Origin of the sequence: Klebsiella sp. Lac1 (assembly GCF_009825425.1) — a bacterium.
Lineage (GTDB): Bacteria > Pseudomonadota > Gammaproteobacteria > Enterobacterales > Enterobacteriaceae > Klebsiella > Klebsiella electrica.
On record NZ_VJZJ01000001.1, the window covers coordinates 1,456,267 to 1,481,987 of the forward strand.

A 25,721-nucleotide genomic window follows, 5' to 3' on the forward strand; every position below is an offset into this window, starting at 1 on the left:
TTGCCATGACGACGTTTCATTCGCTTACCGTCGCGAAAGTGGAGCCGGAAACCCGCGATGCGGTGACCATAACCTTTGCGATTCCCGACGCGCTGCAGGCGGAGTACGCCTTCCGTCCGGGCCAGCACCTGACGGTGAAAGCCCGCCTCGGCGGGGAAGAACTGCGTCGCTGCTACTCCATCTGCCGCAGCCGCTCGCCGGCGGAAATCAGCGTGGCGGTCAAAGCCATCGACGGCGGGCGTTTCTCCCGCTATGCGCAGCGCGATATCTGCCAGGGGATGGTGCTGGAGGTGATGGTGCCGCAGGGGCACTTCGGCTACCAGCCGCAGGCCGGGCGCGAGGCCGACTATCTGGCGATTGCCGCCGGATCCGGCATCACGCCGATGATGGCGATTATTAGCGCCACGCTGGCCAGCGAAACGAACAGCCGCTTCACCCTGATTTATGGTAACCGCAGCAGTAGCAGCATGATGTTCCGTCAGGCGCTGGCGGACTTAAAAGACCGCTATCCGCAAAGACTACAGGTGGTGCATCTGTTCAGCCAGGAGTCGATGGACAGCGATTTGCTGCAGGGGCGCATTGATGGCGAAAAACTGCGCGCGCTCTCCGCCAGACTGCTCGATTTCAGCCGCTTCGACGAGGCCTTTATTTGCGGCCCGGCGCTGATGATGGATGAAGCCGAAACGGCGCTGCGCGAGCTGGGGATGGCGCAAAACCGGATTCATCTCGAGCGCTTTAATACGCCAGGCAGCAGCGTTAAACGCGCCGCCGGCGTGCAGGCGGAAGGCCGCACCGTCACGATTCGTCAGGACGGCCGCGATCGGCAGATTGCCCTCAGCGCGGAAGATGACAGCATTCTCGATGCGGCGCTGCGCCAGGGGGCGGATTTGCCCTTTGCCTGTAAAGGCGGCGTCTGCGCCACCTGCAAATGTAAAGTGCTGCGCGGCGAAGTGGCGATGGCGGCCAACTACAGCCTGGAAGCGGACGAACTGGCCGCCGGATATGTGCTGAGCTGCCAGGCGCTGCCGACCAGCGGCGATGTGGTGGTCGACTTTGACGCAAGGGGAATGGCATGAGCGATCTGCTGATAACCCGTCACCAGCGGGTCCTGCTGCTGACCCTCAATCGTCCGCAGGCGCGGAATGCCTTGAATAACGCACTGTTGATGCAGATTGCCGATGCGCTGGACGCGGCGGCGGCTGACCCGGATATTCGTGCCTGTGTGATCGGCGGCAACCGCCGTTTCTTTGCCGCTGGCGCCGACCTCAACGAAATGGCGGAAAAAGACCTGCCTGCCACGATGGATGATATTCGCCCACGCCTGTGGGCGCGGATTGATGCGTTTGCGAAGCCGCTGATCGCCGCGGTCAACGGCTACGCCCTTGGCGCGGGCTGCGAGCTGGCGCTGCTCTGCGACCTGGTGGTGGCGGGCGATAACGCGCGCTTCGGCCTGCCGGAAATCACTCTCGGCATCATGCCCGGCGCCGGAGGCACCCAGCGTCTGATCCGCTGCGTCGGGAAAGCGCTGGCCAGCCGGATGGTGCTGAGCGGCGAAAGTATTGATGCGCAGCGGGCGCAACAGGCCGGGCTGGTGTGCGATATCACTCCGGCGCTGTTGACCGACGAATATGCCCTGAAGCTGGCGGCGACCATCGCCGGTCATTCGCCGCTAGCGCTGCGTGCGGCGAAACAGTCGCTGCGCCAGGCGCAGGAAGTGAGCCTTCAGGCCGGACTTCAACAGGAGCGCCAGCTGTTTACGCTGCTGAGCGCCACCGACGATCGCCGCGAAGGTATTGCCGCCTTCTTACAAAAACGACCCCCGGAATTTAAAGGACGCTAATCGTGGACGCTTTTATTCTCAGCGAAGTAGAACAGGGTGTGATGACGATGACCCTTAACCGCCCGGATCGTCTGAACAGCTTTAACGACCTTATGCATCAGCAACTGGCGGCCTGTCTGACTCAGGCCGAGCGCGATGAGAACGTGCGCTGCCTGCTGATTACCGGTGCCGGACGCGGTTTTTGCGCCGGTCAGGATTTAAACGATCGCAACGTCGACCCCAGCGGTCCGCCGCCGGATCTGGGTCTGTCCGTTGAGCGTTTCTATAACCCGCTGGTACGCCGTCTGGCGGCGCTGCCGAAGCCGGTGATTGCCGCGGTGAACGGCGTGGCGGCCGGTGCGGGCGCCACCCTCGCACTGGGCTGCGATATTGTCCTTGCCGCGCGGTCGGCGAATTTTGTCATGGCCTTCAGCAAGCTGGGGCTGGTCCCCGACTGCGGCGGTAGCTGGTTCCTGCCGCGGGTGGCCGGGCGCGCCCGGGCAATGGGACTGGCGCTGCTCGGTGAGAAGCTCAGCGCCGAACAGGCCGCGCAGTGGGGGATTATCTGGCAAGTGGTGGCGGACGCCGAACTGGCCGACGCCAGTAGTCAGCTGGCCCGCCATCTGGCGGCGCAGCCGACTTTCGGTCTGGGGCTTATCAAAAAAGCGCTGCAGGCCGCGGAGACCAACGGCCTCGATGCGCAGCTCGATCTTGAGCGCGATTATCAGCGTCTGGCCGGACGCAGCGATGACTATCGGGAAGGCGTCAGCGCCTTCCTGGCGAAGCGTCCTCCACAGTTCAGCGGGAAATAGACCATGAGCCAAACACTGCAAACCGTCGCCGTGATCGGCGCGGGCACCATGGGGGCAGGCATTGCGGAAGTGGCCGCTGCGGCCGGACATCCGGTTCTGCTCTACGATATTGCCGCCGAGGCGTTAACCCGCGCGGTGGAAGGTATGGGTCAGCGTCTGGCCGCCCGCGTGGCGCGTGGCAAGCTGACGGCGGACCAGGCGGCTGCGCTGACCGCCCGGATTGTGCCGGTGACGGAGCTTTCCGCGCTGTCCGATGCCTGGCTGGTGATTGAAGCGGCGTCAGAGCGCCCGGATGTCAAAAAAGCGCTTTTCAGCCAGTTAGCGACGATCTGCTCCCCGTCAACGCTGCTGACCAGCAATACCTCATCGATCTCGATTACCGCCATTGCCGCCGATGTTAAGCACCCTGAACGGGTGGCCGGGCTGCACTTCTTTAACCCCGCGCCGGTGATGAAACTGGTGGAGGTGGTCAGCGGCCTGGCGACATCGCCGGAAGTGGTTGAACAGCTGTGTCGGTGCGTGACGGCATGGGGAAAACAGCCGGTACGCTGCCGCTCGACGCCGGGCTTTATCGTCAACCGCGTGGCGCGGCCGTTTTATGCCGAAGCGTGGCGGGCGCTGGAGGAGCAGGTGGCTCCCGCGGCGGTGATTGATGCCGCATTGCGCGACGGCGGCGGTTTCCCGATGGGGCCGCTGGCGCTGACCGACCTGATTGGTCAGGACGTCAACTTCGCCGTGACCTGTTCGGTCTTTAACGCCTTCTGGCAGGAGCGCCGTTTTCTGCCGTCGCTGGTGCAGCAGGAGCTGGCGCTGGCCGGGCGTCTGGGTAAGAAGAGCGGCCAGGGCGTCTATCGCTGGCCCATTGAGAGCGCATCCGTACCGGCGCTGCCCGCCGTGGCTGAGACTCGCAGTGCCAAAACCGTTTGTACGACAGGTGACAGTGTCACTGACAGGGTGGCGATCGCGCTGGACGACGTACGACTGCTGGAAACGGAGGGTGAAACCGCCCAGGCGTTGAGCGTGCGGTATGGCTGCCCGGTGGTGGTGTATGACTATTGCGCGGGTGACACCGTGGTTCTGGCGACCGCAGCGACAAACCCGCCGTCGGCGACCGATAAAGCGGTGCGCTATTTCCAGCAGCAGGGCAAAAAAGTGCTGCTGATTGCCGATTATCCCGGCCTGCTGGTCTGGCGCACCCTCGCCATGCTGATTAATGAAGCCCTCGACGCGGTGCAAAAAGGGGTCGCCAGCCCGGAAGATATCGATACCGCGATGCGCCTGGGCGTCAACTATCCGCATGGCCCGCTGGCGTGGGGCGAATCTTTAGGCTGGCAGCGCGTGCTGCGCCTGCTGGAGAACCTGCAACAGCACTATGGCGAAGAGCGTTATCGCCCCGGTTCCTTACTGCGCCAGAAGGCGCTGGTGGAGAAGCGTAATGAGCAATGAGGCCTGGCGCAACGCGCGCGCGATGTACGAAAAAGATACCTGTGCCAGAACCCTGGGCATCGAGATGATTGAAATGGATGACGGCTATGCGCAGATGAGCATGACCGTCTCGCCAGCCATGCTTAACGGCCATCAGACCTGTCACGGCGGGCAGCTGTTTTCGCTGGCCGACACCGCGTTTGCCTACGCCTGCAACAGTCAGGGGCTGGCGGCGGTGGCTTCTGCCGCCAGTATCGACTTCCTGCGTCCGGCCTTTGCCGGCGACCGACTGGTCGCCACGGCAAGAGTCAAGCAGCAGGGGAAACTGGCCGGCGTCTACGACATTGAAATCGTTAATCAACAACACAAGATTGTGGCCCTGTTTCGCGGCAAATCGCACCGCATCGGCGGCACAATAACGGGAGAAGTCTGATGCGTGACGCCTTTATCTGTGATGGGATTCGTACACCGATTGGTCGTTACGGTGGGGCGCTGGCCAGCGTCCGCGCCGATGATTTAGCCGCCATTCCGCTGCGAGAGTTGCTGAGCCGTAATCCGGGTCTCGATCCATCGGCTATCGATGATGTGATTTTCGGCTGCGCGAACCAGGCCGGGGAAGATAACCGCAACGTGGCGCATATGGCGACGCTGTTGGCGGGCTACCCGCAGAGCGTTTCCGGCACCACCATCAACCGGCTGTGCGGTTCCGGGCTGGATGCGATCGGTTTTGCTGCGCGCGCCATCAAAGCCGGGGAGGCGGATCTGATGATTGCCGGCGGCGTGGAATCGATGTCGCGGGCGCCGTTTGTGATGGGCAAAGCCAGCGCGCCGTTCCAGCGTCAGGCAGAGCTGTTTGATACCACCATCGGCTGGCGTTTTGTGAACCCGCTCATGCAGCAACAATTTGGCACTGACAGTATGCCGGAAACGGCAGAGAATGTAGCTGAATTGTTAAATGTCAGCCGGGCCGATCAGGATGCCTTCGCTTTTCGCAGCCAGCAGCGGACGGCGAAAGCGCAGCGGGCGGGGATTCTGGCGCAGGAAATCGTGCCGGTACAGATTATTGGCAAGAAAGGGGCGCAGAGCGCGGTTGGCGAGGATGAACATCCGCGTGCCGAGACCACCCTCGAACAGCTGGCGGGGTTAAAGACGCCCTTTCGCAAAGGCGGCGTGGTCACCGCCGGAAACGCCTCCGGGGTGAACGATGGCGCCGCCGCGCTAATTATCGCCAACGAACGGCAGGCGCGGGCGCAGGGGTTAACCCCGCGAGCGCGAATTGTGGCGATGGCGACCGCGGGCGTGGAGCCAAAGTTTATGGGGCTGGGGCCGGTGCCGGCGGTACGCAAAGTGCTGGAGCGCGCCGGGCTGAATATTAACGATATGGATGTTATCGAACTGAACGAAGCCTTTGCTGCGCAGGCCCTGGGCGTGCTCAGGCAGTTGGGGCTGGCGGACGATGCGGAGCATGTTAACCCCAACGGCGGCGCTATCGCCTTAGGTCATCCCTTAGGAATGAGCGGCGCGCGGCTGGCATTGAGCGCCAGCCTTGAGCTGCAGCGACGGAACGGGCGCTATGCGCTGTGTACGATGTGTATTGGCGTGGGTCAGGGCATTGCCATGATCCTTGAGCGAGTGTGAGCGATTTTACCTGCGAGTACCCTAAAATGATAACTAATACAAAATTAGATCCGATTGAAACTGCTTCTCGTGACGAATTACACGCTTTGCAAACCCGGCGCCTGAAATGGACGCTGAAACATGCCTATGACAATGTGCCGATGTACCGGCGTAAATTTGCTGCGGCGGGCGTCCATCCTGACGATTTTCGCGAACTGAGCGACCTGAGCAAGTTCCCGTGCACCACCAAACAGGATCTGCGCGATAACTATCCGTTTGATACCTTTGCGGTCCCGATGGAACAAATTGTGCGTATTCACGCCTCTTCCGGTACCACCGGCAAACCGACGGTGGTGGGCTATACGCAAAATGATATCGACACCTGGGCCAACATCGTTGCCCGCTCCCTGCGCGCGGCGGGCGGTACGGCAAAAGATAAAATTCATGTCGCCTACGGTTACGGCCTGTTCACCGGCGGTCTCGGCGCCCACTACGGCGCAGAGCGGCTGGGGGCCACGGTGATCCCGATGTCCGGCGGCCAGACGGAAAAACAGGCGCAGCTGATCCGCGATTTTCAGCCGGACATGATCATGGTCACGCCGTCCTACTGCCTGAATCTGATTGAAGAGCTGGAACGCCAGATGGGCGGCGACGCCAGCGGCTGCTCGCTGCGGGTCGGGGTCTTCGGCGCCGAGCCGTGGACGCTGGCGATGCGGGCGGAGATTGAGCGTCGCCTGGGGATCTCGGCGCTGGATATTTACGGCCTGTCGGAAGTGATGGGACCGGGGGTGGCGATGGAGTGTCTGGAAACCGCCGACGGCCCGACCATTTGGGAAGATCACTTCTTCCCGGAAGTGGTTAACCCCAACGACGGTACGCCGCTGGCGGATGGCGAACATGGCGAGCTGCTGTTTACCACGCTGACCAAAGAGGCGCTGCCGGTGATTCGCTACCGTACCCGCGATCTGACCCGCCTGCTGCCGGGTACCGCGCGCACCATGCGCCGGATGGATCGCATCAGCGGGCGCAGCGACGATATGCTGATTATTCGCGGGGTAAACGTCTTCCCGTCGCAGCTGGAAGAGGAGATCCTTAAAGTCGAGCATCTGTCGCCGCACTATCAGCTGGAAGTCAATCGCCGCGGCCATCTTGATTCACTTTCGGTGCGCGTTGAGCTAAAAGAGAGCAGTTTGTCGCTGAGTCATGAACAGCGCTGCCAGATCTGCCATCAGCTGCGCCACCGTATTAAGTCGATGGTCGGGATCTCGACCGACATCAGCATCGTCAACTGCGGCAGTATCCCTCGCTCGGAAGGCAAGGCCTGCCGCGTCTCCGACCGGCGCAAAATCGTCGCCAACGGTTAATCTTTCCCCCGGAGGCGGCGCCTGAGGCGCCTTGTCCGGGCTACCGTCCGCGCGGTCTGGGGCCTGCAACCCGGCTAAGGCACGCCTGCTACCCGGCTAAGGTACACTTGTAGCCCGGCTAAGGCGTTCACGCCGCAAGACGGGGAGTGACGGCAGTGGATTAGACACTCTGCCCCCTCGCGCCGCATTTTTCCCCGGAGGCGGCGCCTGAAGCGCCTTGTCCGGGCTACCGTCCGCGCGGTCTGGGGCCTGCAGCCCGGCTAAGGCGTTCACGCCGCAAGCCGGGGAAGGCGGCAGTGCATTGACTGGCACGGACAGGTGCGCGCACCGCCTCAGGATTTCCCTGTGCTATGATTCAGAAAGGACAACAATAACAACAGAATGAATCAGATGAGTAAACTCGATACTTTTATTCAACAGGCGGTCGAAGCGATGCCCATCAGCGGTACTTCGCTGATTGCCTCGCTGTACGGCGATTCATTGCTACAACGCGGTGGCGAAGTGTGGCTCGGCAGCGTGGCCGCGCTGCTGGAAGGGCTGGGCTTTGGCGAACGGTTCGTGCGCACGGCGCTGTTCCGGCTGAACAAAGAGGAGTGGCTGGATGTGGTGCGCATCGGCCGCCGCAGTTTCTATCGTCTGAGTGACAAAGGACTGCGTCTGACGCGGCGAGCGGAGCATAAAATCTACCGCGCCAGCGCGCCGGAATGGGACGGGACCTGGCTGCTGCTGCTGTCGGAAGGGCTGGAGAAGAGCACTCTGGCGGAAGTCAAAAAACAGCTGCTGTGGCAGGGATTTGGCGCGCTGGCGCCGAGCCTGCTGGCTTCGCCATCGCAGAAGCTGGCGGACGTGCAATCTCTGCTGCACGAAGCGGGCGTGGCGGAAAACGTGATCTGTTTTGCCGCCCACTCGCCACTGGCGCTCTCCCGGGCGGCGCTGCGCGCCCGCGTTGAAGAGTGCTGGCATTTGACCGAGCAGAACACGATGTACGACGCCTTTATTGCCCTGTTTCGCCCGCTGCTGCCGCTGCTGCGCGATGCGGACGCCGATGAGTTAACGCCGCAACGTTGCTTCCAGATCCAGCTGCTGCTGATCCATTTCTATCGCCGTGTGGTACTCAAAGATCCGCTGTTGCCGGAGGAGCTCCTGCCTGCGCACTGGGCCGGACAAACCGCGCGCCAGCTGTGCATCAATATTTACCAGCGGGTGGCGCCGGGCGCGCTGATCTTCGTCGGCGAAAAAGGCGAAAGCTCGGTGGGGGAACTGCCTGCACCGGGGCCGCTCTATTATCAGCGTTTTGGCGGCTTGCCAGGCGCCTAAGGAGGCTTGATGCCGATTTATCAGATTGACGGTATGACCCCGGTGGTACCGGATGAAAGCTATGTGCATCCCACGGCGGTACTGATTGGCGATGTGATCCTCGGGAAAGGCGTGTACATTGGCCCCAATGCCAGCCTGCGCGGCGACTTTGGTCGCATTGTGGTGAAAGACGGTGCTAACATTCAGGATAACTGCGTGATGCACGGCTTCCCCGGTCAGGATACGGTGGTGGAAGAGGACGGACATATTGGCCACGGGGCGATTCTTCACGGTTGCGTCATTGGCCGCAACGCGCTGGTGGGGATGAGCGCGGTGATTATCGACGGCGCGACCATCGGCGAAAACAGCATTGTTGGCGCATCGGCGTTTGTGAAGGCGAAAGCCGAGATGCCGGCCAACCATCTGATTGTCGGCAGCCCGGCCAAAGCGATCCGCACCCTGAGCGAGCAGGAGATCGCATGGAAAAAGCAGGGGACGCGGGAGTATCAGGTGCTGGTTGAACGCTGCCAGCAGACGCTGCGTCAGGTGGAGCCGCTGAAAGAGGTGGAGCCGCAGAGAAAACGGCTGGAGTTTGATGAAAACCTGCGGCCGAAATCATCATCCTGAATCCGTTTGAGGGTTTACAGGCAGATTGGGCTGCTGATTTTACGAGGCATCGCGTAAGGTGGGTGACGGAGAGAAGACACTCCCACCGGGCGGTGGGAGTGGCAATCTATATTACGCGGCAACCACGCTGTCGATGGCCGCTTTGGCATCGGACTGTGCTTTGGCTGCGACTTCCGGGCCGTAAGCAATGCCTTCTGCGAAGACAAAGTTCACATCGGTGATACCGATGAAGCCGAGGAAGGTAGACAGGTACGGCGTGACCAGGTCGGTCGGGGTATCTTTATGGATACCGCCACGGCTGGTCAGTACGACCGCACGTTTACCGGTCACCAGACCTTCCGGTCCTTTTTCGGTGTAGCGGAAGGTCACACCGGCGCGAGCCACCAGGTCGAAGTAGTTTTTCAGCTGGGTCGGGATGTTGAAGTTATACATCGGCGCCGCGATAACAATCACATCGTTTGCCTGCAGTTCAGCAATCAGTTCGTCAGACAGCGTCAGCGCTTCCTGCTGGCGCGGAGTCAGCGGCGTGTCGCTCGGACGCAGTGCGCCAACCAGTTCACCATCCAGTACCGGAATCGGATTGGCGGCCAGGTCACGCACGGTGATCACGTCTTCAGCGTGCTGTTCACGCCATTGTTCAACAAAATAGTCGGACAGCTGACCGGATTGTGAGTACCCTGCCAGAATACTGGATTTCAGTACTAATACTTTGCTCATGGGTGTTTCCTTATATGAGGTTGACGGGTCGATGCCCTGGTGCTTGTTGACACTTTATTCACAATCATGCCACAGAGAAAGCGCAATAAATCGAACTCTGTATTCAATTTCTTTGAACAAGGCATGCGATTCGCAGATGTGATAATATACAGCAATACATCAAAAGAGATTTTTCCCGGCAGTGCGCTGCCCGATAACGCTATGACAGAACAACAAAAGTTCACCTTCTCTCTGCTATTCCAACAGCTTGATGGCCTGATGCTGCGCGACAAGTCACGCTTCTCCCGTCGCCTGCATGGCGTGAAGAAGGTTAAAAATCCTGAATCCCAGCAGGCCATTCTTCAGGAGATGGCGCAAGAGATCGAACAAGCCGCAGGGAGAGTCCTGCTGCGTGAAGCATCGCGCCCGACGATTACCTACCCGGAAAATTTGCCGGTCAGCCAGAAAAAAGATGAGATTTTGCAGGCGGTTCGCGACCATCAGGTGGTGATTGTGGCGGGGGAGACCGGCTCCGGTAAAACCACCCAGCTGCCGAAAATCTGCATGGAGCTGGGGCGCGGGGTGAAAGGGCTGATTGGCCACACGCAGCCGCGTCGACTGGCGGCGCGCACCGTCGCCAACCGTATTGCCGAAGAGCTGCAAAGCGAGCCGGGCGGCTGCATCGGCTATAAGGTCCGTTTTAGCGACCACGTTAGCGACAACACCATGGTCAAGCTGATGACCGACGGTATTCTGCTGGCGGAAATCCAGCAGGATCGGCTGTTGATGCAGTACGACACCATCATCATCGATGAAGCGCACGAACGTAGCCTCAACATCGACTTCCTGCTCGGCTATCTGCGCGAGCTGCTGCCGCGTCGCCCGGACCTGAAAATTATTATCACCTCGGCGACCATCGACCCGGAACGCTTTTCGCGCCACTTTAACAATGCGCCGATTATCGAGGTGTCCGGGCGGACTTATCCGGTGGAAGTGCGCTATCGGCCAATCGTTGAAGAGGCCGACGACAGCGAACGCGATCAGCTGCAGGCAATTTTCGATGCCGTTGATGAGCTGGGGCGTGAAAGCCCCGGCGACATTCTGATCTTTATGAGCGGCGAGCGGGAAATCCGCGATACCGCCGATGCGCTCAATAAGCTTAATTTGCGCCATACCGAAGTGCTGCCGCTGTATGCGCGCTTATCGAACAGCGAGCAGAATCGCGTCTTCCAGTCCCACAGCGGGCGGCGGATCGTGCTGGCGACCAACGTCGCCGAAACCTCGTTGACCGTGCCGGGCATTAAGTATGTTATCGACCCCGGTACCGCGCGCATCAGCCGCTACAGCTACCGTACCAAAGTGCAGCGGCTGCCGATTGAACCGGTGTCGCAGGCCTCCGCTAACCAGCGTAAAGGGCGCTGCGGTCGTGTTTCCGAAGGGATCTGTATTCGTCTCTATTCGGAAGACGATTTCCTCTCGCGCCCGGAATTTACCGACCCGGAAATTCTGCGCACCAACCTGGCGTCGGTTATTCTGCAAATGACCGCCCTCGGGCTGGGCGATATCGCCGCTTTCCCGTTCGTTGAGGCGCCGGATAAGCGCAATATCCAGGACGGCGTGCGCCTGCTTGAGGAGCTCGGGGCGATTACCACCGACGAGCAGCAGACCGCCTATAAGCTGACACCGATGGGCCGTCAGCTCAGCCAGCTGCCGGTGGACCCACGCCTGGCGCGGATGGTACTGGAAGCGCAACAGCATGGCTGCGTGCGTGAAGCGATGATCATCACCTCGGCGCTCTCCATTCAGGACCCGCGTGAACGCCCGATGGACAAACAGCAGGCCTCCGATGAGAAGCATCGCCGCTTCCATGATAAAGAGTCCGACTTCCTCGCGTTTGTTAACCTGTGGAACTACCTCGGCGAGCAGCAAAAGGCGCTCTCCTCGAACCAGTTCCGTCGCCAGTGCCGCACCGATTTTCTCAACTATCTGCGAGTGCGCGAATGGCAGGATATCTACACCCAGCTGCGCCAGGTGGTGAAAGAGCTGGGGCTGCCGATTAACAGCGAACCGGCGGAGTATCGCGAAATTCATACCGCGCTGCTGACCGGTCTGCTGTCGCACATCGGGATGAAAGATAACGATAAGCAGGAGTTTACCGGCGCGCGCAATGCGCGTTTCTCTATCTTTCCGGGCTCCGGTTTGTTCAAGAAGCCACCGAAGTGGACGATGGTCGCCGAACTGGTGGAGACCAGCCGCCTGTGGGGACGGATTGCCGCGCGCATCGATCCGGAATGGATCGAGCCGGTGGCGCAGCATCTGCTTAAACGCTCCTACAGCGAACCGCACTGGGAGCGGGCGCAGGGGGCGGTGATGGCGACGGAAAAAGTGACCGTCTACGGTCTGCCGATCGTCGCCGCGCGTAAAGTGAACTATAGCCAGATAGACCCGGCGCTGTGCCGTGAGCTGTTTATCCGCCACGCGCTGGTGGAAGGGGACTGGCAGACGCGTCATGCCTTCTTGCGCGACAACCTCAGGCTGCGTACGGAAATCGAAGAGCTGGAGCACAAATCGCGCCGCCGCGACATTCTCGTCGATGACGAAACGCTGTTTGAGTTCTACGACCAGCGCATCAGCCACGATGTGATCTCCGCGCGCCACTTCGATAAGTGGTGGAAAGCGGCCAGCCGCGAAACGCCGGATCTGCTCAACTTCGAAAAGAGTATGTTGATCAAAGAGGGGGCGGAGCAGGTCAGTAAGCTCGACTATCCGAACTTCTGGCATCAGGGCAACCTGAAGCTGCGGTTGACCTATCAGTTTGAACCGGGCGCCGATGCGGACGGGGTGACGGTACATATTCCGCTGCCGTTGCTCAACCAGGTGGAAGAGGCCGGGTTTGAGTGGCAGATCCCCGGCCTGCGCCGCGAGCTGGTTATCGCGCTGATTAAATCGCTGCCGAAACCGGTACGGCGTAACTTTGTACCGGCGCCGAACTACGCCGAGGCATTTTTAGGCCGCGCGACGCCGCTGGCGCTGCCGCTGCTGGATTCGCTGGAGCGCGAGCTGCGGCGAATGAGCGGCGTGACCATTGACCGCGAGGCCTGGCAGTGGGAACAGGTGCCCGATCATCTGAAAATCACCTTCCGGGTGGTGGATGACAAGAACAAAAAGCTGGCGGAAGGGCGCTCGCTAGCGGATCTCAAAGAGGCGTTGAAGGGCAAAGTGCAGGAGACGCTTTCTGCGGTTGCCGACGATGGCATCGAGCAGAGCGGGCTGCATATCTGGAGTTTTGGTCAACTGCCGGAGAGCTACGAGCAAAAACGCGGCAACTATCAGGTGAAAGCCTGGCCGGCGCTGGTGGATGAACGTGACAGCGTGGCGATTAAGCTGTTTGATAATCCGCTGGAGCAGCAGCAGGCGATGTGGCAGGGGCTGCGCCGTTTGCTGCTGCTGAATATCCCGTCGCCGATTAAGTATCTGCATGAGAAGTTGCCGAATAAAGCCAAGCTGGGGCTCTATTTTAACCCTTACGGCAAAGTGCTGGATCTGATTGATGACTGTATCTCCTGCGGCGTCGATAAGCTGATTGATGAAGCAGGCGGCCCGGTGTGGAGCGAAGAGGCGTTTGCCGCGCTGCATGAAAAAGTGCGCGCCGAACTGAACGAAACGGTGGTGGAGATAGCCAAACAGGTCGAACAGATTCTGACCGCGGTGTTCAACATCAATAAGCGGCTGAAAGGGCGCGTTGACATGAGCATGGCGTTGGGGCTGTCGGATATCAAAGCGCAGATGGGCGGGCTGGTCTATCGCGGTTTCGTCACCGGCAACGGTTTCCGTCGGCTGGGGGATACCCTGCGCTATCTGCAGGCGATTGAAAAACGGCTGGAGAAAATGGCCATCGATCCGCACCGCGACCGGGCGCAGATGCTGAAAGTGGAGAGCATCCAGCAGGCCTGGCAGCAGTGGCTGAATAAGCTGCCGCCGGGACGTCGTGGGGATGCGGATGTGCAGGAGATTCGCTGGATGATTGAGGAGCTGCGCGTCAGCTTCTTCGCCCAGCAACTCGGTACGCCGTATCCCATTTCCGACAAGCGGGTACTACAGGCGATGGAGCAGATAGTCCCCTGATCCCGGCGGCGTTGCCTGATCCGGCCTGCGGGTTTCCCGGGGTTCCCCCGGTCGTGAACGGCCTGCACGACGTTTGTAGGCCCGATAAGCGCAGCGCCATCGGGCAGTCCTGCGGAGATAGCCGGATGGCGGCGTTGCCTTATCCGTCCTGTGGGGTTTCCCGGGGGATCCTCTGTCGTCTATGCATTCACCCACGCCAGGGTAAAACCATCCCAGCCTTTGCTGCCTACCGTTTGCAGCGCCGTGACCGTCAGGCGCGGATCGCGGGCCATCATCTCGATAAAGCGTCGTACACCCTGCACGCGGTCGTCCTCGCTGTGCGGGTTCACCACCTCGCCGTCGCGCACCACGTTATCGCCGATAATCAATGTTCCCGGTCGGGAATAGCGCAAGGCCCAGCGCAAATAGTCGGGATTACTGGGTTTATCGGCGTCGATGAAAATCATGTCGAAAGCGGGGCGATCGCCGAGAGCTTCCAGTGATTGCAGCGCGGGGCCTTCCCGCAGTGTGACCCGATCGTCGACGCCCGCCAGGCGCAGATTTTCCCTCGCCACCGCGGCATGATGCGCATCGGCTTCCAGGGTCAGCAGCTCGCCATCTTCCGGCAGCTCACGGGCCATCCAGATGGAGCTATATGCACCGAGCGTGCCGATTTCCAGCACCCGTTGCGCCCGTACCATGCGCACCAGCAGCGCCAGAAACTGCCCCTGGTTGGCGGCGACGTCGTGAGCGGGTAGCCCGGCGCGCTGATTGTTCGCCAGCACCTGTGCGAGCAGCGGATCGTGGGGAATTAAAGTATCAACCAGATAACTGTCAACGGCAGACCATTTTTGTTGCATAAGCGATTTCCCGCGTTACATCCCTGATGAGTCAGACCAGCCGCCTCCCTGCAACCGGTATCAATCCATCTGCGCCTGCTGCAGATTGTTTTTCACCTGCACGACGCTCATTTGCGTGGCGCCAGGTGTCGAGATATCCACCCAGGCATTGGCGGTTGAGGAACGACGCAAGAATGCTGTCGCCCAGGCTCCATAAGCGTAGCGGATTACCGGGCAGAGGGAGGCCAGTGGAATGCCCGGGCGCACGGGCAAAAAAAGCCCGGGCCATCGCCCGGGCGGTGGTCGCTGCATCTTAACCCGGATAGATACCGCGATCTTTACGCGCCATCAGGATGCGTTCACAGGCGACGATATAGGCTGCGGTACGCAGTGAGCACGCTTTGTCAGCGGCCTTCTCGCAGACGTGGATGATAGCGTCCGTCATGATGCGGTCCATTTTGGCGTTAATCTCCTCCTCGCTCCAGAAGAAGCTCGCCATGTCCTGGACCCATTCGAAGTAGCTGACGGTCACGCCGCCAGCGTTGCAGACAACGTCCGGAACCACGACGACGCCGCGTTCGGCAAGGACATCATCCGCTTCCGGATAGGTCGGGCCGTTCGCCCCTTCCAGCACCAGTTTACAGGTCAGTTTTTCTGCGCGCTCGCGCGTGATCTGGCCTTCCAGCGCGGCGGGGATCAGAATGTCCATCCGGGTGGTCCAGAAGGCCTCTTTATCAATTTCATGGGCACCCGGGAAACCGGCAATTTGCTTCTTCTCAGCCTGCCATGCGGTCAGGGCAGCCATATCAATGCCCCCTTCGTTATACAGGGTGGCGGTGTGGTCCTGAATCACCACGATACGCGCGCCCGCTTCGGCGAACAGACGTGCGGCTTCACTACCAACGTTACCGAAACCTTGCAGCGCCACTTTCGCGCCCTCAATTTCAACGCCACAACGACCGGCGACTTCACGGCCGGTAATAAAGACGCCGCGACCGGTCGCTTTTTCACGTCCCAGCGAACCGCCGAGGTGAATCGGCTTGCCGGTTACCACGCCGGTAATGGTGGTGCCATGGTTCATGGAGTAAGTATCCATCATCCACGCCATCACTTTACCGTTGGTACCGACGTCCGGGGCCGGGATATCTTTCTGCGGCCCGATGATCAGACCGATTTCGCTGGTATAGCGGCGGGTCAGACGTTCCAGTTCGCCCTCTGACAGGCTGAACGGGTCGACGCGCACGCCGCCTTTAGCCCCGCCGTAAGGAATATTGACCGCGGCGCACTTGATGGTCATCCAGGCAGAAAGTGCCATCACTTCGTTCAGGTCAACGTCCGGATGGTAGCGAACACCACCTTTACCCGGTCCGCGCGATAGATTGTGCTGAACGCGATAACCTTCAAAGTGACGGATAGTGCCATCATCCATCTGCACCGGAATGTCGACAATCAGCGCGCGTTTGGGGTGACGCAGGGTTTCCACCCAGTAAGCGAGATCGCCCAGATAAGGCGCGACGCGGTCGATCTGGCGCAGGTAGGTTGTCCATGGAGATGTATGACTTTCAGATGCGTAAGATAACTTTTCCATAAGAGTCCTGTTCTTAATGTTATTTATGGCGTGTGAAACCGTGGAAGAGGTACAGCAGTAAACTCTGTGCAATGAATGTTATCACCAATTTTATAAACCGGTATTTGACGGCCATTGCGAATTTTAAATTTTTGTTAGAAATTTGGTTTTTTTGAGTGCATAACTACGCAGCGAAAAATGCGCTCATGTTGTGCATTTATATGCATATTTATGCTATATAGTGAATGATAAAATAAATTTTTCATATTTATCATTATCTTGATGGCCTTCAAAAAGTTAATAAAATGATAATGCTGGTATTGACTTTGTTACGTGACAGGGCCAGGTGTGGAAGCGTGAAGCGCACAAAATATTAACCGTGAATTAACAAATGCCCATAAATATAAAAAGGCTTTCTTTACGGCGAAGAAATCAGGCGCAAGCCGATCGTTTTAGCTATGGTAGGGTCGTTTACTGACCTGTTACCGTTGATGACCCGGCGCTGCGGGCGGCGGTTTATGCTATGCCGGACGTCCTTGATGGATGCGATGGCGTGAAAGGAGCGAGTATGACTGAGCATTTCCCATCCCTGCCGGAGGCCACGCTGGCGGCGGCCAACCGCCTGGGCCAGTGGCTGGCGCTGGATGACTTTACCGTCCAGGCGTCGGCGGTGGATATTGTGGTGCTGGCGGGCAATGCGGTGATCCCGACCATCGACGCCGCCTGTCGACTGGCGGCTGATGTCGGGGTACCGCTGCTGATTAGCGGCGGGGTCGGTCACTCCACCGTCTTTCTCTACGACGCGGTACGTAACGATCCGCGCTATCGGTCAGTGCCGGTTGACGGACGTCCGGAGGCGCATATCCTCGCCGATATCGCCCACCTTTTCTGGCATATCCCCCGCGACAAGATTGTGGTCGAGGACCGCTCCACCAACTGCGGCGAGAACGCGCGCTTTACCCGCGAGAGGCTGGCGGCGACGGGATTGGCTCCTCGCGCCGGCGTCGTGCTCCAGGATCCGACGATGCAGCGGCGGACCATGGCGACGTTTGCCCGCGTCTGGCAGGGCGAGGCGGCCATGCCGCAGTGGTACAGTATGCCGGGCTGCGCGCCGCTGCTGGGCAATACGGCAAACGGGCTGGCTTTTTGCGGTGATTCTGCCGGACTGTGGCCAGTCGGACGCTATCTGTCGCTGATTCTTGGCGAGCTGCCGCGACTGCTGGATGCGCCTCAGGGATACGGCCCGCGCGGAAAAGATTTTATCGTCCATGTGGATATCCCCGCGCAGATCCTTGACGCCGGACAACGACTGAGTGAAGACAGCCTGCTGAGCGACGCGCTGAATGCCCGGGCGCCTGGCTGAGGGGCGTCCGTTTACACATCAGCGCCGGATGTTGGCCGACAAAAAAGCGGATAGCCGGGCTACCCGCCGGGTTTCACCGCCGCGCTGGCTAGCGGGCAAATTTATCCAGCACGCGGATGAGCTGGGTGACAAAACCGTACTCGTTATCGTACCAGGCCACGGTTTTGACCAGCTGCAGGTCGCCAGCTTCGGCGACTTCAAGCTGGGTGGCATCGTAAATCGAGCCGAAGTGGCTGCCGATAATATCGGAAGAGACGATCTCTTCTTCGGTATAGCCGAAGGACTCGTTGTTCTCCGCCGCTTGCTTCATCGCCTGATTAACCTCATCGGCGGTGACTTTTTTCTCCAGGATGGAGACCAGTTCAGTGACTGAGCCGGTTTTGGTCGGCACGCGCTGGGCGTGGCCCTTCAGCTTGCCGCTGAGCGCAGGAATAACCAGTCCGATAGCTTTCGCCGCCCCGGTGGTATGCGGGATGATGTTTTCCGCCGCCGCGCGCGAGGCGCGTAAATCTTTCCCCCGCGGGCCGTCGACCAGCGACTGCGTGCCGGTGTAGGCATGAATAGTGGTCATGGTGCCGAGCTTAATGCCGAAGGCGTCGTTGAGCACTTTGGCCATCGGCGCCAGGCAGTTGGTGGTACAGGAGGCGACGGAAATGATGGTGTCATCGGCGGTCAGGGTATCGTCGTTGACGTTATAGACGATGGTCTTCATGTCGCCGGCCGGGGCGGAAATCAGGACTTTCTTCGCCCCGGCATCGAGGTGAGCCTGCGCCTTCGCGGTTGATGTGTAGAAGCCGGTGCACTCGACAATCAGTTCTGCGCCCACCGCTGTCCACGGAATATGCCGGGCCTCTTTCTCGGCATAGACGGTAATTTTTTTACCGTTCACGATGAGCGCATCTTCCGTAAAATCAACGCTCCACGGGAACGGCCCGTAGTTTGAATCATGTTTTAACAGATAGGCCAGCACCTTCGGCGAGGTCAGATCGTTGATCGCCACCACTTCAAGCGGGCTGTTCACTTCCAGTAAACGGCGTAATACCAGGCGTCCGATACGACCAAAGCCATTAATCCCAAGTTTGCTCATGTGAAGCCTCCGGTAGGATGGTGAGTGAGGTTGTGGGTATAAGACAAGATACTCCAGGCATACTCTACTGATGGTGAATCGGCAACCCGGAAAGCCTGTCTGTCCGCTAAGCGCTTGAAAAGCGCTGTAGAAAAATTAATCAATGCGGGAGGGCGGGCTATCCATGTTGCCGCGTCTTGCTAAGCGCCGCGTTCCCTCGTATTTTGAACCTCTTCACCGCCCGTCGGGCATGAGTGACTTTGCGACGAGGAATCATGGAACGCTTATTTGTCTACGGTACGCTGCGTCCGGGGCATGAAAATGCCCCCATTCTGGAAAATATCGGCGGCGAGTGGTTGCCGGGCTGGGTGCACGGCACGTTTTATGCGCGCGGCTGGGGAGCCGCTGCCGACTTCCCGGGAATCGTTCTCGATACCGACGGTCCCCGGGTTGACGGTTATCTCTTTATATCGGATAAACTTGCCGCGCACTGGCCGATGCTGGATGAGTTTGAGGAGGGCTACGACCGCGTGGCGGTCGAGGTGACGACGGCTGAAGAGCAGCGCGTGACCGCGTGGATCTATCAGCTTCAGCCGCCGACCTGTCCGTAAGCCATCCCGGCGGCGCAGGGGGAGCAACGCCCCGCAGGTTGTTAACGGGCGGGGCGTTGAGATGGCTTACTTGTCGCGCCAGCCCATCGCCGGCGCAACATGTCGCAGTATGGACTCGATGACGTGCACGTTGTAGTCGACGCCGAGCTGATTCGGCACGGTCAGCAGCAGCGTATCCGCCTCGGCAATCGCCTCATCCTGCTGCAACTGGGCGATCAGCTTGTCCGGCTCGGCGGCATAGCTGCGACCGAAAATAGCGCGGGTCTTCTCGTCGAGGAAACCAACTTTATCGCTGTCGTCATGGCTGGAGCCAAAATAGCGCCGGTCCCGATCGTCCATCAGGGCAAAAATGCTGCGGCTGACCGAGACGCGCGGCGTGTGCGTATGCCCGGCCTGCGCCCAGGCGTCGCGATAGGCGCGGATCTGTTTCGCCTGTTGGATATGGAACGGCTCGCCGGTTTCATCGTCTTTCAGGGTCGAGCTTTGCAGGTTCATACCCAGTCTGGCGGCCCACTCCGCCGTGGCATTCGAACCGGCTCCCCACCAGATGCGCTCGCGCAGTCCTGCGGAATGGGGTTCCGGGCGCAGCAGACCCGGCGGGTTGGGGAACATCGGCTGCGGATTGGGTTTGGCAAAGCCTTCGCCGCGCAGGACGTCCAGCAGGACCTCAGTATGCCGACGCGCCATATCGGATTCATTTTCCCCTTCGCCAGGGACGTAACCGAAATAGCGCCAGCCATCGATCACCTGCTCCGGGGAGCCCCGGCTGACGCCCAGCTGCAGGCGTCCGCCGGAGATCAAGTCCGCCGCGCCGGCATCTTCGGCCATGTACAGCGGGTTTTCATAACGCATATCGATAACGCCGGTGCCTATCTCAATATGCCGGGTTCTGGCGCCGATCGCCGCCAGCAGAGGAAAAGGCGAGCTGAGCTGGCGAGCAAAGTGGTGCACTCTGAACCAGGCGCCGTCAGCGCCCAGCTCTTCCGCGGCCACCGCCAGATCGATGGATTGCAGCAACGCGTCAGCGGCCGAGCGGGTGGCGGACTGCGGCGATGGCGTCCAGTGACCAAATGACAAAAATCCAATCTTTTTCATGACGTCGTTATCCTGGTTTTCAGGGAAATATTTAGCAGACGGGCGCCGGGCTTGTTGAAGGCCACCGGTTCTCGTTGAGGATGATCACTACTTTACGTATTCCCCGCGAAGAATAAATAACGTTTGTTTAACATAATGCATCAAATAAATTGATTGAACGGGGACGGATTGCCCGCGTCGCTGCCGCCTGGGCGGCAGGAACCGCGTCCGCCTCCGTATTCAGTCTGCTGCGCCGGGAATCTGGTGTTGAGCGGCCCGCAGTCGCTGGTGCCTGTGCGGCGATATGGGCTTTAATTCTGAGATTGAGCAATTAGCCAACGGCCAGATGGCCCGATCTGTTTGCATCGGCGGTTCCCGGTGGTACGCTGCATCTCTTTTCCCGCACCCGATACTCTTGTTCTCTGAGCGACATATGACCCTGAATCAGTTTTATCCAATCGGTACCCCGGGGCAACCCTGGACAGCAGACGAAATACAACAGTGGCGGCAGAATCAGACCCGCTCCAGGAGCTATCAGCGCGATGTGTCAGAGGTGCTCGATGGCCTGAAGCACCGCTACGACATCATTCAGTATGGCGAACTGCATTACGCCGATGATGTTTATCCGTTGAGGGCGGTAAAATCAACAAACTGGGACGAGACTCTGCCGGTGGCGCTGGTGACGGGCGGCGTCCACGGGTATGAAACCAGCGGCGTGATGGGTGCCCTGACGTTTTTAACTGAGTATCAGAATGAGTATGCGGGAAAAATCAATTTACTGGTTGTTCCCTGCGTCAGCCCCTGGGCTTATGAGCGTATTTCCCGCTGGAACTACGATGCCGTCGACCCTAACCGGCAATTTTTCCCGGAGGGCGCCGCGGAGGAGTCACGGGCATTGATGAGACTCATTTCTCCGCTGAAAGGGCGGTTTGCCGTGCATGTGGATTTGCATGAAACGACCGATACGGACGAGAGCGAATTCAGCCCCGCGCGGGCGGCCAGAGACGGCGTGGCGTATACGCCGGAGAATATTCCCGATGGCTTCTATCTGGTCAGCGACGAGCGCAATTCAAGACTGGATTTCCAGAGCGCATTGATTTGCGCCGTTGCGCAGGTGACGCACATTGCCCCGTCGGTCCCCGGCGAGACCGTGCTCGGTTATCCGGTCATCGGTCATGGCATCGTGGAGTATGACAATAGCGCCTGGCATCTGTGCTCGACCATGACCGGCGCGCCGTTTACCACCACCACCGAAGTCTATCCCGATAGCGCGAAAACGTCCCCGCAGGAGTGTACCCGGGCGCAGGTTGTCACCGTCCGTCGGGCCATCGAATTTGCATTATCGCAGTGATTTATCCGAGCGGGCGGATATCGCCCGGTCTGCCTGCGGGTCTTCTGATTGGTCTTTATCACAGGGGCCTGGCGCAAATGACCGGTTGCCATCACCACAATAAAATTGTCATGATAATAATCAGCGTTTGCCAGTTGCTATGAAATCAAACGCTGGCTTTTGACGATATCAGCGGGGCCAAATGGCGACTGTTTAAGTCAATTATTACGGGTAATAAACAGATAATGAATGATGATTTCGGGTATTCATATTTCTGTATTTGTGACGGCTGTTATTCAGTTTATCTTTATTGTGCCAGTTAATACTTTTATCACCCGTGTCGCGCCATAAAATCCCCGGTGAGCAAAAGTGATGGCCAGACTCCTGAGCGGTAAGGTAACGGTTCTGAGGGGGCATGCTGATTCAGATACCCTCGCAATCAGGAGCCTGCTGCGCACGCCTTCGGAAACCCTGTGCGGGGAGCAGATCGGAGCGCGTCTGCGTACTACGCCCCGTGATATAACGTTGCGACTGGAAAGGGATCAATGTGCACCATCACATTCAGTACCCCGTGCTGGTGTAAAACCCGTTCCCGTGCCGCCACCGCTATGTCGTGACCATCCCTGACCGAGAGGTGTTCCGGCACCTCCAGGTGCACATCGACAAGGATGAGATCTCCCACCTTACGCGTTTTCAGATCGTGAAGCCCGGCGACCCCCGGCGTTGACAGCAGAAGCGCTTTGATTTCATGTTCCTTATCGCTATCCGCCGCGCGGTCCATCAGGTCATGCATGGCGTCGGCAGCGAATGAGTAGCCCATGCGCAGGATCAGTAACCCGACCACCAAAGCCGCCGCCGGATCAAACCAGGGATACCCGGCCAGTGTCCCGGTAATACCGATAGCGACAACCACCGATGAAGCGGCATCAGAGCGGGCATGCCATGCATTGGCCATCAGCAGGGAGGACTGGAGACGAATGGCCACCCTGCGCATGTAGCGGAACAGCGTTTCCTTGATAGCGAGCGCGGTCAGCGCGATCCACAGAGCGGTAACATGCACCTCAGAGAGTGACTCAGGGTGGAGTAATTTCCCGCCAGCCGACCACAGCATACCGGCGCCCACGGCCATCAGCATCATGCCGAGAATCATTGAAGCACCGTTCTCATACCGCCAGTGACCGTAATGGTGGTCACTGTCCGAGGGTTTACGGCTCTTTTTATTGGCCAGCAGCACCACAAAATCTGCCACTAAATCAGAAAGAGAATGAATACCATCAGCAATTAAACCTTGAGAGCCGGAAAATATACCGCTAAGAATTTGCATGAGCGACAAAATAATATTAATCAGCGCACTGATTAATGTGCTTTTTTGCGCTACTTTTGAACGTTCATGATACCCATTATCATTCCGCATAAAACAGTCCGCTTAAATAAATAATCTCAGACACGGGATTATACTGGCGCAATCTTAATGTAAGGTTAATGATGAAAGAATAAATTGCGGATGAAGCGATTTTTATATATCGGCGATGCCGGAATGACTCATTTCCTGAGTAAAAGGAAAACAACATGCATCTGGAACGACACAGTATCGGAAAAGTAGGCTGGCTGAGAGCGGCAGTGCTGGGGGCGAATGATGGCATCGTCTCGACCGCCAGTCTGGTGCTCGGGGTCGCCGCGGCGGGCACGTCGTCGTCGGGGATCTTACTGGCCGGCGTGGCCGGACTGGTTGCGGGCGCGATGTCGATGGCAACCGGCGAATATGTTTCCGTCTCATCGCAGGCAGATAGCGAACATGCGGCGCTCAGTCAGGAAAAAAGAGAGCTTGCGGCAAATTATGAGGAAGAGGTGCAGGAACTGACTTCGCTGTACAGACAGCGAGGACTGGAACCGGCCCTGGCGCGCCAGGTTGCGGAACAACTGATGGCGAAGGATGCGCTGGATGCTCATGCCCGGGAGGAACTGGGGCTGACGGAGACAAATTCTGCGCAGCCGCTGCAGGCCGCGATGTTTTCAGCGTTCAGCTTTTCCGCCGGCGCGCTGCTGCCGGTCATCATTGCATGGTTAGCGCCTGCAGGTCTGGTTTTGCCGTTGGTTATTCTCTCCACGCTTTTTTCGCTGGTTATTCTTGGCTATATCTCCTCCGTTGCGGGTAATGCCTCTGCGATAAAGGCAATAATCAGAATCACTTTCTGGAGCGCAATGGCCATGGCTATATCAATGGCGGCCGGTTCTCTCGCCGGTCAGGTGATGGCCTGAGCGCGTCCTCTACGCCGTCTATCCCGACACGCGCTTTATCTCCCGGTGAGACGCTGGCGTTCACGAGGCGTTAAAAGGAGAGAATGGGGCGAACTGACAGAGCGCCAGCGTCGCCAGGAGACTCAATATCACACTGATGATGAAGTAGGTTTTAAACGGCTGCTTTTGCGTTTTATGGCGGAAGATCTGTTGACCGGCTATCGCGCCAGGCCATCCGCCGACCAACCCGAATATCAGCAAGGTCGATTCCGGCACCCGACGCCAGGCCTTGCGCGCCGCCATTTTATCAATGCCGTAAATCACCAGCGTCAGTACGCTGGCCAACAGGAACCACGTGACATAAGGGTGCGGAGCGAACAGGCTACCGGTAGCCGCGCAGACCAGGAGTAAATAACAGAAGCGATTGAGATTCATACCATTAGCCAGCCGCGTTCGGTGAATGTTGAGGGCGAATTATACGCAACCGGCGGGCGGAAAACATCCCGGCGATAGTGGCGCGGAGAAGAGGTGATTTCATTGTTTCTTCTGGAAATATATGTTTATCGACAATTGTTTCTTATAAGTACGTAAAAGTTAATGAATTTTTAATAAAAGGTCGTTATGTTGTCGGCATCATAGTTTTGTTAAGGGTTTACCATGCGCGATAAATACACTGGCCTGCAGACAGGTATCCACTGGCTGGTCTTTTTATTGGTGGTCGGCGCCTATGCCACCATGGAGCTGAGGGGCTTTTTCCCCCGCAGTGACCGTCCGGTCATTAATATGATTCACGTTTCCTGCGGGGTAGCTATCCTCGTGTTGATGATCGCGCGCCTGCTGGTCCGGCTGAAATATCCGGCGCCGCCGATTGTGCCAAAACCGTCACCGATGATGACCGGTTTGGCTCACCTGGGCCATCTGATTATCTATCTGCTGTTTATCGCCCAGCCGATTGTCGGCATGGTGATGATGTATTACCGCGGCAATCCGTGGTTCGCCTTCGGCCTGGCCATGCCCTTTGCGGCGCAAAGTCAGTTTGAGCTGGTGGATACACTGAAGGGCGTGCATAGCCTGCTGGCGAACACCGGTTACTTTATTATCGGCGCGCACGCGCTGGCCGCACTGCTGCACCACTATCTGTGGAAAGATAATACGCTGCTGCGGATGATGCCGCGTAAGCGCTAATCACGCCCGACCAATTGACCCGCTTCCGAGCGGGTTTTTTTATTCCTTTCGCCGCAGGCTGTGGTAGAACTGATACGGACTGAGGAAAAGGGGAACAATATGAAAGTCAGACTTGCTACGCCGGATGAGGCGCCTGCGCTATGGATAATCCGCAATCAGGCCATCCGCAACGGCTGTCGTGAGAGTTACGCAGCCGCGGTTCTGGAGGCCTGGACGCCGGATACGATGCCGGAAGGGTATCGCCATGCGGTGTGCGCTAACCCCTTTTATGTCGTTGAAGAAGAGGGCGGGCAGCCGGTGGCAACCGGCTATCTTGATCTCCGCGCGGCCAGTGTGGAAGCCATCTTTACGTTGCCGGAATGGGGCGGAAAAGGTTGCGCCGGCATGATTTTGACGACCATTATCGCCGACGCGCGGCGGCGGAATTTCCGTCGTCTGACGCTGGAAGCGACGCCGAATGCGGCCGGTTTTTATCTGCGCCACGGTTTTGTCGCCGTGCGCGAAAAGCTGCTGCCGTCAACGCTGGCGAAGGCGGATTTACGCTGCGTGGAGATGGCGCTTCAGCTCGACTGATAGCAACGACTCGCCGCTGTACTACGGTTTAAAGTGGTGTTTCAGTTTGCCACTTTGCTTAATAAAATATCGTCCCCCTCCGAATAAAATCGATATACCATTTTCGTGATTGCTG

23 protein-coding genes are annotated in these 25,721 nt (G+C 58.8%); 16 read left to right on the forward strand and 7 right to left on the reverse strand.

Annotation, left to right across the window (positions count from 1 at the left end):
* The first annotated feature begins 5 nt into the window (after nucleotides 1-5).
* From paaE to paaY, 9 genes are all read left to right on the forward strand, one after another.
* Entirely contained in the window at nucleotides 6-1,076 is a 1,071-nt protein-coding gene (gene paaE, locus FNY10_RS06915) for a 1,2-phenylacetyl-CoA epoxidase subunit PaaE (RefSeq protein WP_160703474.1), read from the forward strand.
* Nucleotides 1,073-1,840 carry a 2,3-dehydroadipyl-CoA hydratase PaaF gene (paaF, locus tag FNY10_RS06920; protein WP_160703472.1) on the forward strand — a complete coding sequence of 256 codons (768 nt, stop codon included), beginning with the start codon at nucleotides 1,073-1,075 and terminating at the stop codon, nucleotides 1,838-1,840. The genes paaE and paaF overlap by 4 nt, the downstream gene beginning before the upstream one ends.
* A gap of 2 nt (nucleotides 1,841-1,842) precedes the next feature.
* Complete coding sequence (gene paaG, locus FNY10_RS06925) at nucleotides 1,843-2,631, forward strand: 2-(1,2-epoxy-1,2-dihydrophenyl)acetyl-CoA isomerase PaaG (RefSeq protein WP_160703470.1); 789 nt, start codon at nucleotides 1,843-1,845, stop codon at nucleotides 2,629-2,631.
* Between the two features lie 3 nt (nucleotides 2,632-2,634).
* Nucleotides 2,635-4,077 (forward strand): 3-hydroxyacyl-CoA dehydrogenase PaaH, encoded by a 1,443-nt coding sequence (paaH, locus tag FNY10_RS06930; protein ID WP_160703468.1) that lies wholly within the window; start codon nucleotides 2,635-2,637, stop codon nucleotides 4,075-4,077.
* On the forward strand, nucleotides 4,067-4,489 hold the full coding sequence (gene paaI / locus FNY10_RS06935; protein WP_160703466.1) for a hydroxyphenylacetyl-CoA thioesterase PaaI: 423 nt from the start codon (nucleotides 4,067-4,069) through the stop codon (nucleotides 4,487-4,489). Before paaH ends, paaI begins: the two co-directional genes overlap by 11 nt.
* Nucleotides 4,489-5,694 carry a 3-oxoadipyl-CoA thiolase gene (pcaF, locus tag FNY10_RS06940; protein ID WP_160703464.1) on the forward strand — a complete coding sequence of 402 codons (1,206 nt, stop codon included), beginning with the start codon at nucleotides 4,489-4,491 and terminating at the stop codon, nucleotides 5,692-5,694. The genes paaI and pcaF overlap by 1 nt, the downstream gene beginning before the upstream one ends.
* A 26-nt stretch (nucleotides 5,695-5,720) precedes the next feature.
* Complete coding sequence (gene paaK, locus FNY10_RS06945; RefSeq protein ID WP_160703462.1) at nucleotides 5,721-7,037, forward strand: phenylacetate--CoA ligase PaaK; 1,317 nt, start codon at nucleotides 5,721-5,723, stop codon at nucleotides 7,035-7,037.
* Nucleotides 7,038-7,427: 390 nt separating this feature from the next.
* The gene (paaX, locus tag FNY10_RS06950; protein WP_160703461.1) at nucleotides 7,428-8,354 is read left to right on the forward strand and encodes a phenylacetic acid degradation operon negative regulatory protein PaaX; all 927 of its coding nucleotides are present in this window, start codon (nucleotides 7,428-7,430) and stop codon (nucleotides 8,352-8,354) included.
* 9 nt (nucleotides 8,355-8,363) lie between these two features.
* On the forward strand, nucleotides 8,364-8,960 hold the full coding sequence (paaY, locus tag FNY10_RS06955) for a phenylacetic acid degradation protein PaaY (protein ID WP_131048988.1): 597 nt from the start codon (nucleotides 8,364-8,366) through the stop codon (nucleotides 8,958-8,960).
* 111 nt (nucleotides 8,961-9,071) lie between these two features.
* On the opposite strand, the gene azoR is transcribed toward paaY, so the two are convergent.
* Complete coding sequence (azoR, locus tag FNY10_RS06960; RefSeq protein WP_131048989.1) at nucleotides 9,072-9,677, reverse strand: FMN-dependent NADH-azoreductase; 606 nt, start codon at nucleotides 9,675-9,677, stop codon at nucleotides 9,072-9,074.
* Between the two features lie 201 nt (nucleotides 9,678-9,878).
* On the opposite strand from azoR, the gene hrpA reads away from it, so the two are divergent.
* The gene (gene hrpA / locus FNY10_RS06965) at nucleotides 9,879-13,781 is read left to right on the forward strand and encodes an ATP-dependent RNA helicase HrpA (protein WP_160703460.1); all 3,903 of its coding nucleotides are present in this window, start codon (nucleotides 9,879-9,881) and stop codon (nucleotides 13,779-13,781) included.
* 179 nt (nucleotides 13,782-13,960) lie between these two features.
* Here the strand turns inward: hrpA and FNY10_RS06970 are convergent, their stop codons facing one another.
* Entirely contained in the window at nucleotides 13,961-14,620 is a 660-nt protein-coding gene (locus tag FNY10_RS06970) for an O-methyltransferase (protein ID WP_160703459.1), read from the reverse strand.
* 292 nt (nucleotides 14,621-14,912) lie between these two features.
* On the reverse strand, nucleotides 14,913-16,187 hold the full coding sequence (locus FNY10_RS06975) for a Glu/Leu/Phe/Val family dehydrogenase (protein WP_131048992.1): 1,275 nt from the start codon (nucleotides 16,185-16,187) through the stop codon (nucleotides 14,913-14,915).
* Nucleotides 16,188-16,734: 547 nt separating this feature from the next.
* Here FNY10_RS06975 and FNY10_RS06980 point away from each other — a divergent pair.
* Nucleotides 16,735-17,529 carry a YdcF family protein gene (locus FNY10_RS06980; RefSeq protein ID WP_160703458.1) on the forward strand — a complete coding sequence of 265 codons (795 nt, stop codon included), beginning with the start codon at nucleotides 16,735-16,737 and terminating at the stop codon, nucleotides 17,527-17,529.
* 88 nt (nucleotides 17,530-17,617) lie between these two features.
* Here FNY10_RS06980 and gap read toward each other — a convergent pair whose 3' ends face one another.
* Nucleotides 17,618-18,616, reverse strand: coding sequence for a type I glyceraldehyde-3-phosphate dehydrogenase (gene gap, locus FNY10_RS06985; RefSeq protein ID WP_100685171.1), 999 nt, complete (start codon nucleotides 18,614-18,616; stop codon nucleotides 17,618-17,620).
* Between the two features lie 254 nt (nucleotides 18,617-18,870).
* Between gap and FNY10_RS06990 the strand changes: the two genes are divergently transcribed.
* Nucleotides 18,871-19,206, forward strand: a complete 336-nt coding sequence (locus tag FNY10_RS06990; RefSeq protein WP_141964681.1) for a gamma-glutamylcyclotransferase family protein — start codon at nucleotides 18,871-18,873, stop codon at nucleotides 19,204-19,206.
* Between the two features lie 66 nt (nucleotides 19,207-19,272).
* On the opposite strand, the gene FNY10_RS06995 is transcribed toward FNY10_RS06990, so the two are convergent.
* Nucleotides 19,273-20,301, reverse strand: coding sequence for an LLM class flavin-dependent oxidoreductase (locus tag FNY10_RS06995; protein ID WP_100685169.1), 1,029 nt, complete (start codon nucleotides 20,299-20,301; stop codon nucleotides 19,273-19,275).
* Nucleotides 20,302-20,713: 412 nt separating this feature from the next.
* Between FNY10_RS06995 and FNY10_RS07000 the strand changes: the two genes are divergently transcribed.
* A complete protein-coding gene (locus tag FNY10_RS07000; RefSeq protein ID WP_160703457.1) occupies nucleotides 20,714-21,631 on the forward strand; it encodes a M14 family metallocarboxypeptidase in 918 nt (305 codons plus the stop codon).
* A 484-nt stretch (nucleotides 21,632-22,115) separates the two neighbouring features.
* On the opposite strand, the gene FNY10_RS07005 is transcribed toward FNY10_RS07000, so the two are convergent.
* Entirely contained in the window at nucleotides 22,116-23,024 is a 909-nt protein-coding gene (locus FNY10_RS07005; protein WP_160703456.1) for a cation diffusion facilitator family transporter, read from the reverse strand.
* A 155-nt stretch (nucleotides 23,025-23,179) separates the two neighbouring features.
* On the opposite strand from FNY10_RS07005, the gene FNY10_RS07010 reads away from it, so the two are divergent.
* The gene (locus FNY10_RS07010; RefSeq protein ID WP_131048996.1) at nucleotides 23,180-23,869 is read left to right on the forward strand and encodes a VIT1/CCC1 transporter family protein; all 690 of its coding nucleotides are present in this window, start codon (nucleotides 23,180-23,182) and stop codon (nucleotides 23,867-23,869) included.
* A gap of 60 nt (nucleotides 23,870-23,929) precedes the next feature.
* Here the strand turns inward: FNY10_RS07010 and FNY10_RS07015 are convergent, their stop codons facing one another.
* A complete protein-coding gene (locus FNY10_RS07015) occupies nucleotides 23,930-24,283 on the reverse strand; it encodes a DUF1294 domain-containing protein (protein ID WP_160703455.1) in 354 nt (117 codons plus the stop codon).
* 222 nt (nucleotides 24,284-24,505) lie between these two features.
* Here FNY10_RS07015 and cybB point away from each other — a divergent pair, with 222 nt between their 5' ends.
* Complete coding sequence (gene cybB / locus FNY10_RS07020; RefSeq protein WP_160703454.1) at nucleotides 24,506-25,033, forward strand: cytochrome b561; 528 nt, start codon at nucleotides 24,506-24,508, stop codon at nucleotides 25,031-25,033.
* A 99-nt stretch (nucleotides 25,034-25,132) separates the two neighbouring features.
* Entirely contained in the window at nucleotides 25,133-25,606 is a 474-nt protein-coding gene (locus tag FNY10_RS07025; protein WP_160703453.1) for a GNAT family N-acetyltransferase, read from the forward strand.
* The last annotated feature ends 115 nt before the right edge of the window (nucleotides 25,607-25,721 follow it).

Bases quoted from the DNA above. Each gene is read 5' to 3' on its own strand.
- paaE (WP_160703474.1), top strand. From the start codon at position 6: ATGACGACGTTTCATTCGCTTACCGTCGCGAAAGTGGAGCCGGAAACC.
- paaF (WP_160703472.1), top strand. From the start codon at position 1,073: ATGAGCGATCTGCTGATAACCCGTCACCAGCGGGTCCTGCTGCTGACC.
- paaH (WP_160703468.1), top strand. From the start codon at position 2,635: ATGAGCCAAACACTGCAAACCGTCGCCGTGATCGGCGCGGGCACCATG.
- paaI (WP_160703466.1), top strand. From the start codon at position 4,067: ATGAGCAATGAGGCCTGGCGCAACGCGCGCGCGATGTACGAAAAAGAT.
- pcaF (WP_160703464.1), top strand. From the start codon at position 4,489: ATGCGTGACGCCTTTATCTGTGATGGGATTCGTACACCGATTGGTCGT.
- paaK (WP_160703462.1), top strand. From the start codon at position 5,721: ATGATAACTAATACAAAATTAGATCCGATTGAAACTGCTTCTCGTGAC.
- paaX (WP_160703461.1), top strand. From the start codon at position 7,428: ATGAGTAAACTCGATACTTTTATTCAACAGGCGGTCGAAGCGATGCCC.
- paaY (WP_131048988.1), top strand. From the start codon at position 8,364: ATGCCGATTTATCAGATTGACGGTATGACCCCGGTGGTACCGGATGAA.
- azoR (WP_131048989.1), bottom strand. From the start codon at position 9,677: ATGAGCAAAGTATTAGTACTGAAATCCAGTATTCTGGCAGGGTACTCA.
- hrpA (WP_160703460.1), top strand. From the start codon at position 9,879: ATGACAGAACAACAAAAGTTCACCTTCTCTCTGCTATTCCAACAGCTT.
- FNY10_RS06970 (WP_160703459.1), bottom strand. From the start codon at position 14,620: ATGCAACAAAAATGGTCTGCCGTTGACAGTTATCTGGTTGATACTTTA.
- FNY10_RS06975 (WP_131048992.1), bottom strand. From the start codon at position 16,187: ATGGAAAAGTTATCTTACGCATCTGAAAGTCATACATCTCCATGGACA.
- FNY10_RS06980 (WP_160703458.1), top strand. From the start codon at position 16,735: ATGACTGAGCATTTCCCATCCCTGCCGGAGGCCACGCTGGCGGCGGCC.
- gap (WP_100685171.1), bottom strand. From the start codon at position 18,616: ATGAGCAAACTTGGGATTAATGGCTTTGGTCGTATCGGACGCCTGGTA.
- FNY10_RS06990 (WP_141964681.1), top strand. From the start codon at position 18,871: ATGGAACGCTTATTTGTCTACGGTACGCTGCGTCCGGGGCATGAAAAT.
- FNY10_RS06995 (WP_100685169.1), bottom strand. From the start codon at position 20,301: ATGAAAAAGATTGGATTTTTGTCATTTGGTCACTGGACGCCATCGCCG.
- FNY10_RS07000 (WP_160703457.1), top strand. From the start codon at position 20,714: ATGACCCTGAATCAGTTTTATCCAATCGGTACCCCGGGGCAACCCTGG.
- FNY10_RS07005 (WP_160703456.1), bottom strand. From the start codon at position 23,024: ATGCGGAATGATAATGGGTATCATGAACGTTCAAAAGTAGCGCAAAAA.
- FNY10_RS07010 (WP_131048996.1), top strand. From the start codon at position 23,180: ATGCATCTGGAACGACACAGTATCGGAAAAGTAGGCTGGCTGAGAGCG.
- FNY10_RS07015 (WP_160703455.1), bottom strand. From the start codon at position 24,283: ATGAATCTCAATCGCTTCTGTTATTTACTCCTGGTCTGCGCGGCTACC.
- cybB (WP_160703454.1), top strand. From the start codon at position 24,506: ATGCGCGATAAATACACTGGCCTGCAGACAGGTATCCACTGGCTGGTC.
- FNY10_RS07025 (WP_160703453.1), top strand. From the start codon at position 25,133: ATGAAAGTCAGACTTGCTACGCCGGATGAGGCGCCTGCGCTATGGATA.